Here is a 9970-nt window from a genome sequence, read left to right as displayed (position 1 = left end):
GAGATAGGTAAAGGGCATGAAGGCGAAAAAGAGAAGACCGATCATCATCGTCCTCTTTCTGCCTATCACGTCCGATAAGGCGCCTGCGGGAAGCTTGAAGAATATCCCTGTCACCGTTGATATCCCCACAGCAAATCCTATCGCCTCAGGCCCGGCACCAAGGTACAATGCAAACAGAGGAAGCACGGGGCTTCGCGCGAGGGCGTACGACAATCGCGCAAAGAAACCGACCGAACAGAGTGCTGTGAAAGGAGAGAGAATGTTTGTCATGATATCGTGTGCCCCATATCTAGGCAGAACACAATATTCTTGCTCATTCTCGGTCTTTCAGACCTCCTAGGTTTTTGCCTCCTGACATTTAGTATTCTGTCCGGACTATCGGCAAAAAAAACGCTCGAATATCGTGTCCTGCCTGTTCATTCATTACGGTATCTTTCAGTGCTTCACGGGTGTCTGCCGGTCGTAATAGATACTCTTCCCCGTTATGCTGACCGGTATGCCCATGACGACTTCGCCCTGTATCAGACCTATGGCCCTTGCCGCAGCTCCGACGCGCTGCTGCACCCTGTTGTCGACATTGAGAAGGCCCGCCGTTTTTGCAGCCGATGAAAGAGCCACGCCTATATCGATCATCCTCATCACACAATGGGGACCCGTATATCCCATCTCTTTGCTCCTGATCTGTCTGTTCTTCGCAAACTCTGCGCACGTAAGATAGCCACATCCCCCGCAATCATACCCCGCCGTCACCGGCTTGCTGAGTCCGACGAGAAGGAGAGCCTGAGAGTTTTCGATATTCGATGCATCCCTCAGCCAGTAAGCTTCGTTGGTGCTCTTCGATGCATATTCCTTCATCGTCTCAGCGATTTTTTTGAGATCCTCGTCCTTCGTGATCACCGCGATTTCGAGAAAGTCTTTTCCACCGGCCTTCGGTGCTGTCCTCGCCGATGCCGCCATAAGCTTTACCGCCATTTCCGTTACTTCTTTCATCTTATTCTCCTTTTCTTGTAATGTTTGAGCTAAACCGTTGCAGAAACCGAAGCCTCTCCCTTTGCGACGAGGACTGCACAACCAGCGGTCCCGATCACCTTTTCGGTCGCACTTCCGGTGAAGAACTTTCCCAGTTCTGATTTTACCGGCATCCCCATAACGATTAGGTCAACTCCTCTTCCGCCTGCTGTCTCGACGATGACGTTATAAGACCTACCGGCAGGCGTGAGCCCTTCGGCTTCTACGCCTTCACTCTTGGCCATCTCAAGAACCTTGTTCACATTTGCTTGAGCTCGTGCCAACTCACTGTCTGTCCGGACAGAGGAGAGAGCGATGATTCTGCTGCCACAACGCTTTGCGATGTTTACAGCTTCTTCAACCGCAGCGATACTATGTCCGGACCCATCTGTTGCCACCATGATATTTCGGTATTCAATCTTGGCAGCCTTGGGTACTACAAGGACCTTACAGGGAGCGTGTGTGATCACCCTCTCAGCGAGCTCTCCCATAAATGCTTTCAACAAGCCTTTTCGTCCATGCCTGCCGATGACGATCATGTCGACTTTCTTCTCAGTCGCTTCGTCCACGATGGCTTCAGAAGCCTCCACTGATTCGAGGAAGATAGTTTCACATGCCAGTCCCTCCGTTGCCGCCCTTGACTTAATTGAGTCAAGATGGGCTTTTGCCTCTTCTTCCTCTCTTTCTAAGACATCTGAGCCGATAGTTTCATACTCGGGGTTTGTTTCAAGCACCATGCATACGTAAAGTTTGCTCGAGCATTTCGAAGCGAAGCCAATGGCCTCCCGTATCGCTCCCTCGCTGTGTTTTGATCCGTCAGTTGCCAATAGCAACTTTTCAAGCTTTCCTACCGGACAAAATTGTGCACAATTCATGATGGTTCTCCTTATTGTTACAGAATCTGTTTCCATATATACCCGGCTAATGCCGAGCCGATGATCACCGGTATCATGCCCCACTTGAACTTTGTCATGCCGACAAAGCTGATTATGGAAGCGGCAAGCGCGTACCACTGAAACCCTCCGGTTTCCGGCAGGAGAGTGTGGCGCGTGAAGTTTACCGCCAGATTGAGGACCACTCCGACCACAGCGGCAGTAATAGCGGTCAGGGCGGAAGAGAGCCTGACCTTGCGACGGAGCGATTCGATATACGGGGCGCCGATGAAAATCCAGAGCGTTGACGGCACAAAGGTAACCCACGTGGCCACAACTCCGCCGACAGCTCCGGCTACGGCAGGCGTGAGCCCCTGTGTATGGAGATAGGCGGCAACGTACGCCACAAACTGGTTAACCATGATAAGCGGTCCAGGAGTGGTTTCGGCAAGGGCGAGTCCGTCCATCATCTGCTCCTGTGTGAGCCAACCATAATGGTTCACTGCCTGTTGGCCTATATAGCCTAACACTGCGTAAGCGCCTCCAAAGGTCACGACCGCTGCCTTACTGAACAAGACGCCGATATTGACGAGAATAGAGTCCCACCCCAGCCACAGACCGATGAGAATCATCGGAGAGAACCAGAGAAGCAGGCCGAATGTGGCGATTCTGATGGTTCGGCCCCACCCACTGGATGTGGAGTCATGCACTGATTCAGATACAGCGCCTTTCAGTGGCTCCCCCTGGCCCGACAGCCGACGATTGAACAAATAGCCAATGATACCCGCGCTGACAATGATTACCGGGAACGGGATGTTCAGAAAATAGATGGCGATGAATGACAAAGAAGCGAGAACAACAAGGGTGCCGGTCTTCAGAGATTTCTTTCCGATCCTGATCACCGCCTCGGCAACAATCGCAGCGACTGCCGGCTTCAGCCCGTAAAAGAGGGCCGACACTGCCGGGATCGTCCCAAAAGCCGCATAGATCCAGCTCAGGCCCCAGAGTATGAAGACCGAGGGCAGCACGAACAGCACTCCCGCTGCCAGGGCGCCGCGGGTACTGTTGAGCGTCCAGCCGATATACGTGGCGAGCTGCTGGGCCTCAGGGCCGGGCAGAAACATGCAGAAGTTAAGGGCATGCAGGAACTGATCTTCGTCCATCCATTTTTTGTTTTCGACAATCTCCTTGTGCATCATCGCTATCTGCCCTGTGGGGCCGCCAAAACTGATAAAGCCAAGCTTCAGCCAGTAAAGGAATGTGTCCTTGAATGGTATTCCTCTATTCATGCTAGGGGCCTGCCTTTGACAGAAAAAGCATCTCAAAGACTGACATCCCCTTTTCCAGAAGCTCCGTGTCGTCCTTGACAGCCTTTCTGAGCCCGGAAAGGATCTCTTCAAGGCCCCTCGTTTCAGGATTCCGGTACTTGTCGTCCTTAATGTCGAGCTCATGTACAATCTCGGCTATCTTCCTGACGGCCCTGTCCTTCATTCCGAATGTCCTTACCAAAACCTCGAAAGTGCAAAGATCACCGACATGAGTCAAGACCCCGCCGCTCACATCGAAGGTGACATGGTCCTTGGCGACAGTCGCCATCTCCCTCTCGTCAACGAGTCTGAATACGGCGTTTCTGTCTATGAACCTCCTGATCAGCCATGCCGAGGCCATTCTGTCAACGAAGGGCCTCTTGCGGCTTATCCATATCTTTCCCTGGTAGTCTCCGATTTTTCGCAAAGGTACACTTACAGGTCTAACCTCGATTGCAGCTCCTGAGAGACTCTTAATTGCTTTATGCAGGGAATTGAGCCTTGAACTGAATGCGGAGCCGGATTTTGAAACGAAGAAGTCTGTTTTGAGGGCCTCTTCATAGCTCCTTGAGAGCTTGGCGATCTGCTCTGACAACGCCTTAGGGTTTTGTGACTTTGAGCCCTTTCTGACGCTGTTCACCTTCGTTTCGAGGTCTTCGAGGGCTCCGCCGAGCGTTTGGTACTCGACATCTTTGTGCTGATTGAAAAGATCGATGATCTCCTGATCCCTCATGGAATCAATGGCGTCGATCCTCGTAAACGCCGCCTCCCCGCCCATTGACGAGACCTCAGAAACAAGCCATTGGAAGAACTCATAGTGCTCTTCGGTCAGGGGGAGGATGTAGACAGCTCCTTTGAGCTGGAGCGCCCCTGCCTTGGCGAGTTTCCGCCATATCTTCATCCGGCTGCTCACCGGCTTTGAAGGAACGCTATAAAAGAACAATATCCAGTGATGGCTCTTAACCATGCTCTTTTGCTCTCTACGCTTCATACGCTTTTCTCTGCGCCTCCTCTCTCATCCCGTCGCGCTTCGACTAAGCCTTTCCCGCACAAAGGCGGGTAAATGTCCTCGTACGGCAGCCGGGCCGTTGCTGTTTCGTGTTTTCACCACCCTTATTCGGGCAGCCCACTGCGGTTTCGAACTCTCCAGCCTCCGCAAAGGCGACTGCGACAAGGGTATCCTCTATCTCTCTTGCGATGCGATGCAGATCCCCGTGTGGAAAGTTGAACTCTCGTTCTGCCGCAAATGCGATATCCAGGAATAGCTCGTCCAGATTTCTTGTCGCCTTTTTCATCTGTTGCCTCCTTCTCGGCTCGGAGATGATGTGACTTCTGTTAATAATGTAACAGATGTTACATCTCACTGTCAAGGAAAATTATTATCTCTTCCGGAACAAGGCTTTACAAGAGAAGAATAAGTGTCATAGAATAACTTTTGTGGAGGAGCCGAGAAACAGCTACGCATTTCCCTTGAAGCACCACGGTTTTTCAGGGGCCGGCCTTGGTTAGGAGCATTACCCAGATACTCCTGGGCCTCATGCTCTCGTTCGGGGCCGTCATGCTTGCGCCGAGGGGACTCTCCGAGGTGAAGAGGAAGAATCTGCTCAGGGGGGTTTATCTCCTCTTTCTTTCCGGACTGTTATTCGTCTTTGCTATCTTTGCCTTTCAGTCAGCCTATTCAGGGCTGAGGGGGTAATATGGAAATAATCGCCAGGGTCGCTGAAGAGCGGATCAGGAGGGCCATGGAGGAGGGCGCATTCGATAATCTCCGGGGGGAGGGGAAACCCCTCGTCTTCGAGGATGAAACCTGGCTGGCCGAAGACCTGCGGCTCGCCTACAGGATCATGAAGAACGCCGGGTGCCTTCCGCCTGAAATCGAAACGCATAGGGAAGTGATGAGCCTGAGAGAACTGGTGAACACCCTGGACGATGAGAAGGAGAGGTTGAAGAGACTCAGGGAATTGAACTTCAAGATATTGAAACTGAACATGATGCGGAAACGACCCCTCAATCTCGCTGATTCCCCCGAGTACGAAGAGAAGATCTTTCTCAAATCCTGCTGCAAAGGCATAGATGATGAGCCCCGCAGCGAGAGGAGAGTTATCGGTCGCTAGGAGTTCGGTTCAGTCTGATCTTGCCGATTGCTATTTCATCTTCGAAGGCAGCTTAACTGTCTTGCCTGCGATCATAAATACGCCCCTGCCGAGATGATGGATCGTCTGTCCGTTCTTCCTCGATGGGTCGATCCATGCCTTGACTACCTCGAGGATGAAGAAGTTGTATTTCGCCACCATCCGTGTATCGACGACCCTGCATTCAAGGTTCGCGGGGCACTCGTCGATAAGCGGCGCCGATACCCGGGAGGGGCTAGCCGGAGTGAGGCCGAAGGTCTTGAACTTGTCGACGCGGCGACCGGATGTGTTGCCGCATCCGACAACTTTCTCGGCGAGTTCCACGGTGGGGATGTTGATGACGCATTCCCGGGTTTCCTTGAGGATGCCGAACGTATGGTTCCTGTTGCTGATAACGCAGCCGATAATCGGCGGCTCGAACTCCATCATCGTATGCCACGACATGGCCATAATGTTCGCCCGGCCTCGACGGGCCGTAGTGACCATCACGACCGGTCCGGGCTCTAGCAGACCATAGACTTGGGACAGAGGAAGCGTTCTTTTCCTCATCCAGAACCCCCTCGACAGGCTGCAGAAGTGGACGGCAGCAAACGCCGCGAAGCGGCGATAATCACGTCACCGGCCTTATTATAGCGCACCTCTCCTCTCTTAGCAATCCGGCCCACATTTGCTATAATTTGGTTGAACGATGTAGCTTCGAGGAGGAATCCTGTATGATCATAGGCGTTCCGAAGGAGATTAAGAAGGAGGAATACCGGATTGCGCTGACCCCGGCCGGCGTCGAGGAACTCAAGAGGGAAGGGCATATGATTCTTGTTGAGGAGGGAGCGGGTGCGGGCAGCGGATTCTCCGACGATGAATACCTCAATGCCGATGCCGACATCGTCGAGAGAAAGACGCTCTTCAGGAAATCTGAGCTTATCATAAAGGTTAAGGAGCCCCTCCTTTCCGAGTACGACCTCCTCAGGGAGGGGCAGGCGATATTCACCTTCCTCCATCTGGCGCCGAACCCCGAACTGACCGAAGCGCTTCTCAGAAGGAGAGTGACAGCCCTGGGATACGAAACCCTCGAGAGGGACCAGAGCCTTCCGCTCCTCACCCCTATGAGCGAGATTGCCGGAAGAATGGCGCCTCTCATGGGCGCCTATTATCTTCAGGAATTCTGCGGGGGCGACGGAGTCTTGCCTACGGGGACCGTGGGGGTGAAGCCCGCGAAGGTCGTGATATTGGGTGCCGGAGTCGTGGGAAGCAATGCCGCCCGTGTCTGTCTCGGTCTCGAAATGGACACCTTCGTGATGAACAGGGGTGTCGAGAGGCTGCAAAAAATTGATGAGCTGTTTTTGGGACGGGTGCGTACCCTGCCGATGAGCCAGTACAACATAAGGGAAGAGATCAGAGATGCGGATATCGTCATCGGGGCTATCCTCATACCCGGCGGGAAAACCCCGCTCCTGATCAGGAAGGATATGCTCAAATCTATGAAAAAGGGCGCGGTAATCGTAGATGTCTCTGTAGACCAGGGGGGATGTGTCGAGACATCGAGGCCCACGACGCATGACAATCCTGTGTACGAAATTGACGGTGTCGTCCATTACACCGTTGCCAACATGCCCGGCGCATATCCGAGGACATCGACGCTCGCACTGACGAATGCAACATTCCCCTATGTCAAAATCGTCGCAAATGAGGGTGTCGAGGAGGCCATCAGGGGGGACGCGGTAATCAGGTCGAGCGTGAATACCTACCGGGGTGGGATTGTGCATAGAGCGCTGGCTGAGGCGATGGGACTGCCGCTTCATGACATAGAGAGGTGAACGGATAAGGCGAGAGCAACTTTCACATTTTTGGGTTTTCTGGTATAAATGATTGTATGGACGTCTCTGGATACATGGGTGTCGTCATCGGATTTTATCAGGCCCATCCTCTCGTCACAGTTGCCATCGCGCTAGTCCTTGCTTACCTGCTCTACCGGAGACCAAAATTTTTCCTGAGTATTCTTCTCCTTGCCGTCATTCTGGCGGTGATGGCGCACTTCATTCTTAAGGCTGGTTCCTCGGGCGTCTCCGTGGAGGAAAAAGCGATCAACAAGGGTAGCGTCCGCCAAGAAGATTAAGGCCGGCGGCACGGTAATCGATATGGAATACGATTAGGTTCGATTCATCATGGTTCAGCCGGAAAGGCCGCGGGAACGAGAAGTCGGGACGGCTTCCGTCGCCGGTGCAGATATATTGACTTTATCCGGGATGAGACTATAATAGAGCCGAATCACGCATCACAAGCAAATTACAGGAGGGGGCTTTCTATGAATAAGGTTCTCTGTGGAATCTTCTTGCTTTTTGTTTTTGTCGGCATGGTGTCGGCTCAAACCTCCGTCAAGAAAAAGAGGCCCCTGCCATATGAATACGGCAGAGTCGTAATCAACAACTATTCCGAGAAGGCAGGTCTTTCCCCGGTTGTCTTCGATCACTGGCTTCATCGGGCAAAATTCACCTGCAGGGTGTGCCATGTGGACATTGGGTTCGCTATGAAGGCGGGCGCCACAGCCGTCAAGGCGACTGACAACATGAAGGGTTACTACTGCGGCGCATGTCATAACGGGAAGATGATATCGGGTAAAGAGAAGGTATTCGAGGCATGCTCTAAAGCTCCCACACCGGGAGAAAAGGCGCGATGTGCGTTCTGTCACTCGGCAGGAAAGAATGTGAAACCGAAGTACGATTTTGGCGAATTCACCGCGAAGCTCCCGAAGGAACGCTTTGGTAACGGAGTCGACTGGGAAAAGGCCGAAGCAGAGGGCCTGATAAGGCCGGTTGATTTTGTCGAGAACGTCTCGATCAAGAGACGGGCGATTACCGCTCAGAAGGATTTTGATCTTGGGGCAAAAGTGGAAGGAATGCCCGACATCATATTTTCTCACAAGAAGCATACGGTCTGGAATGGCTGTGAGCTCTGTCATCCGGAAATATTTGTCGGCGTAAAAAAGGGAACGTCGCAGTATTCTATGAAAGAGATCTTTGAGGGAAAATACTGCGGTGTCTGTCATGTTTCGGTCGCCTTTCCCCTTATTGATTGTCAGAGATGCCACATAAGGCAGGTTCAATGAGAAGGGGACAGGCTCTCAATGCAAAGCGTTATCGAACCGGGGGATGCAGCGTAGCCGGAATCTTCCGGCGCGGGAAAGGTAAGATATGAAGAGGTCGTTTGTTCTTTCGATCTTTTTCATTTTCATAATTCTCTCTTCTCTTGTTCTTCAGGATCTACGGATACGCGATTTCCCGGCCTTTGGGGCGGCAGAGGCGCAGGAAGAATGGAAAATGGAGTTCGATGACCTTTGTTCGAAGACTCAGGATGCCATGGCCTTCCGTTCGGATGAGCTGAGAAGTCTTATTACGAGGTGCGACAAGCTGAAACCTTCTATCGAGAAGCTGGACGAGGCCTCGAGGAAGGTTTACTCGAAAAGGCTTCAGATGTGCAGGGACCTTTTCTCCTACGTGCTGGAGTCGAAAGAGAAGAAGTAATACCGCCCCATGCGGTCGGCAGGCAACTCGATCGCCGTCATTTTGAATTCACGCTTTTTCATTGGGCCTCTTCATTCCTACCCGGCCCTCAAGGTCGTCAACGAACTGACGGGCTGTTCTTCCCGAGAAACTCCCGTGAGAGAGGGACCACTGCGTGGCTTTTTTCTTCAGGTCCTCCGGAAGGATGGTGATCCTTCTCGCTGCGGCGTAATGTGAAACAATATCGAGATATGTTTCGAGATCGAAGTTGAGGATGCCGAGCCTGAGACCGAACCGGTCGCTTAAGGAGAGCTTTTCCTCCATCGTCTCAGCCGGATGGAGTTCCCCTCCGGAAAGGACAGGGAGGTTATCCTCCGGTCTCTCCGGCATGAGGTGCCGCCTGTTCGAAGTCGCGTAGATGAGCATGTTGTGCGGCCTCATTTCGAGTCCGCCCTCGAGGACCGCCTTGAGCTCACGGTAGGAGACTTCCTCCTCCTCGAAGGCGAGGTCATCGCAGAATATGATGAACCGCTCAGGTCTTCCCCTGAGGATCTCCGCGACATCCGGGAGATGAAAGAGCGTCTCCCTCGGCATCTCGATCATCTTCAATCCCCTTTTCCGATACCTGTTGAGCAGGGCCTTAATCGCAGAGGACTTTCCGGTCCCCCGCGGTCCGTAGAGGAGGACATTGTTTGCCGGAAGACCTTCGAGGAATTGTTCGGTATTCTCGATGAGCCGCTCGATGACGGGGTTAATCCCTCTCAACTCTTCAAACCCTACCGGATCCGGCTCGGGGATTCCCCTGAAGCAGAGCCTGTTGTTCTGTGAGAAAGACCGGAACGCCCTGTACCGCCCGAGGATTGCCGGGTCACGGGAGGGGACGAAATAATCCGTCAACCGCTCCAGGTTCGCATTAAGGCGCCGTATTTCTTTCAGGAGGTCATCCATAGTGAAACGGGAATGCCCGATTCTCGGGCTTCTATTATCATCGAAAAACTCTGATCAAATCAAGGCGCCGCATCCTTCGGTCCCAGGGCCGAGGGGGAATATCTTGAATGAAATGCGGAAGAGAGATTTGCTATAATATTTTCCGCGCCGTGATTCTCCGGGAATCGCGGTTCAGCGCAGACCGTTCTCAATGAAAGGAGGTGAAG

Annotated in this window: 14 protein-coding genes; 6 read left to right on the top strand and 8 right to left on the bottom strand. The window is 52.8% G+C overall.

Annotation, left to right across the window (positions count from 1 at the left end):
• From VEI96_13385 to VEI96_13360, 6 genes are all read right to left on the bottom strand, one after another.
• On the bottom strand, nt 1-270 hold a 270-nt coding region (locus VEI96_13385), incomplete at its 3' end, for an MFS transporter (protein HXX58987.1).
• 165 nt (nt 271-435) lie between these two features.
• Nucleotides 436-990: a DUF2148 domain-containing protein gene (locus VEI96_13380; GenBank protein ID HXX58986.1), complete on the bottom strand. Its 555-nt coding sequence runs from the start codon at nt 988-990 to the stop codon at nt 436-438.
• Between the two features lie 29 nt (nt 991-1019).
• Entirely contained in the window at nt 1020-1883 is an 864-nt protein-coding gene (locus VEI96_13375) for a universal stress protein (GenBank protein ID HXX58985.1), read from the bottom strand.
• A gap of 17 nt (nt 1884-1900) precedes the next feature.
• Nucleotides 1901-3169 (bottom strand): chromate efflux transporter, encoded by a 1269-nt coding sequence (gene chrA, locus VEI96_13370; protein ID HXX58984.1) that lies wholly within the window; start codon nt 3167-3169, stop codon nt 1901-1903.
• 1 nt (nt 3170) lies between these two features.
• Nucleotides 3171-4178, bottom strand: coding sequence for a chromate resistance protein ChrB domain-containing protein (locus VEI96_13365; protein ID HXX58983.1), 1008 nt, complete (start codon nt 4176-4178; stop codon nt 3171-3173).
• Between the two features lie 43 nt (nt 4179-4221).
• Complete coding sequence (locus VEI96_13360; protein ID HXX58982.1) at nt 4222-4482, bottom strand: hypothetical protein; 261 nt, start codon at nt 4480-4482, stop codon at nt 4222-4224.
• Between the two features lie 206 nt (nt 4483-4688).
• Between VEI96_13360 and VEI96_13355 the strand changes: the two genes are divergently transcribed.
• Complete coding sequence (locus VEI96_13355; protein HXX58981.1) at nt 4689-4883, top strand: hypothetical protein; 195 nt, start codon at nt 4689-4691, stop codon at nt 4881-4883.
• A gap of 1 nt (nt 4884) precedes the next feature.
• Nucleotides 4885-5301, top strand: coding sequence for a DnaJ family domain-containing protein (locus VEI96_13350; GenBank protein HXX58980.1), 417 nt, complete (start codon nt 4885-4887; stop codon nt 5299-5301).
• A 30-nt stretch (nt 5302-5331) separates the two neighbouring features.
• On the opposite strand, the gene VEI96_13345 is transcribed toward VEI96_13350, so the two are convergent.
• On the bottom strand, nt 5332-5868 hold the full coding sequence (locus VEI96_13345; GenBank protein ID HXX58979.1) for a flavin reductase family protein: 537 nt from the start codon (nt 5866-5868) through the stop codon (nt 5332-5334).
• A gap of 164 nt (nt 5869-6032) precedes the next feature.
• On the opposite strand from VEI96_13345, the gene ald reads away from it, so the two are divergent.
• The 4 genes from ald (at nt 6033) to VEI96_13325 (ending at nt 8837) form a co-directional block, all read left to right on the top strand.
• Entirely contained in the window at nt 6033-7133 is a 1101-nt protein-coding gene (gene ald / locus VEI96_13340; protein ID HXX58978.1) for an alanine dehydrogenase, read from the top strand.
• 56 nt (nt 7134-7189) lie between these two features.
• The gene (locus VEI96_13335; protein HXX58977.1) at nt 7190-7432 is read left to right on the top strand and encodes a hypothetical protein; all 243 of its coding nucleotides are present in this window, start codon (nt 7190-7192) and stop codon (nt 7430-7432) included.
• A 189-nt stretch (nt 7433-7621) separates the two neighbouring features.
• Complete coding sequence (locus VEI96_13330; GenBank protein ID HXX58976.1) at nt 7622-8422, top strand: c(7)-type cytochrome triheme domain-containing protein; 801 nt, start codon at nt 7622-7624, stop codon at nt 8420-8422.
• Nucleotides 8423-8507: 85 nt separating this feature from the next.
• A complete protein-coding gene (locus VEI96_13325; protein ID HXX58975.1) occupies nt 8508-8837 on the top strand; it encodes a hypothetical protein in 330 nt (109 codons plus the stop codon).
• Nucleotides 8838-8885: 48 nt separating this feature from the next.
• Here the strand turns inward: VEI96_13325 and VEI96_13320 are convergent, their stop codons facing one another.
• On the bottom strand, nt 8886-9764 hold the full coding sequence (locus VEI96_13320) for an ATP-binding protein (protein HXX58974.1): 879 nt from the start codon (nt 9762-9764) through the stop codon (nt 8886-8888).
• Nucleotides 9765-9970: the final 206 nt, after the last annotated feature.

Source organism: Thermodesulfovibrionales bacterium, assembly GCA_035622735.1.
In the GTDB taxonomy this organism is placed as follows: Bacteria; Nitrospirota; Thermodesulfovibrionia; order Thermodesulfovibrionales; family UBA9159; genus DASPUT01.
The sequence above is the reverse complement of the archived record's forward strand: the minus strand, read 5'-3'. Positions and strand labels throughout refer to the sequence as shown.

Excerpts from the sequence above, each read along its gene's own strand:
- VEI96_13350 (HXX58980.1), top strand. The coding sequence starts at position 4,885 with ATGGAAATAATCGCCAGGGTCGCTGAAGAGCGGATCAGGAGGGCCATG.
- VEI96_13375 (HXX58985.1), bottom strand. The coding sequence starts at position 1,883 with ATGAATTGTGCACAATTTTGTCCGGTAGGAAAGCTTGAAAAGTTGCTA.
- VEI96_13335 (HXX58977.1), top strand. The coding sequence starts at position 7,190 with ATGGACGTCTCTGGATACATGGGTGTCGTCATCGGATTTTATCAGGCC.
- VEI96_13320 (HXX58974.1), bottom strand. The coding sequence starts at position 9,764 with ATGGATGACCTCCTGAAAGAAATACGGCGCCTTAATGCGAACCTGGAG.
- VEI96_13360 (HXX58982.1), bottom strand. The coding sequence starts at position 4,482 with ATGAAAAAGGCGACAAGAAATCTGGACGAGCTATTCCTGGATATCGCA.
- ald (HXX58978.1), top strand. The coding sequence starts at position 6,033 with ATGATCATAGGCGTTCCGAAGGAGATTAAGAAGGAGGAATACCGGATT.
- VEI96_13365 (HXX58983.1), bottom strand. The coding sequence starts at position 4,178 with ATGAAGCGTAGAGAGCAAAAGAGCATGGTTAAGAGCCATCACTGGATA.
- chrA (HXX58984.1), bottom strand. The coding sequence starts at position 3,169 with ATGAATAGAGGAATACCATTCAAGGACACATTCCTTTACTGGCTGAAG.
- VEI96_13325 (HXX58975.1), top strand. The coding sequence starts at position 8,508 with ATGAAGAGGTCGTTTGTTCTTTCGATCTTTTTCATTTTCATAATTCTC.
- VEI96_13380 (HXX58986.1), bottom strand. The coding sequence starts at position 990 with ATGAAAGAAGTAACGGAAATGGCGGTAAAGCTTATGGCGGCATCGGCG.
- VEI96_13345 (HXX58979.1), bottom strand. The coding sequence starts at position 5,868 with ATGAGGAAAAGAACGCTTCCTCTGTCCCAAGTCTATGGTCTGCTAGAG.
- VEI96_13330 (HXX58976.1), top strand. The coding sequence starts at position 7,622 with ATGAATAAGGTTCTCTGTGGAATCTTCTTGCTTTTTGTTTTTGTCGGC.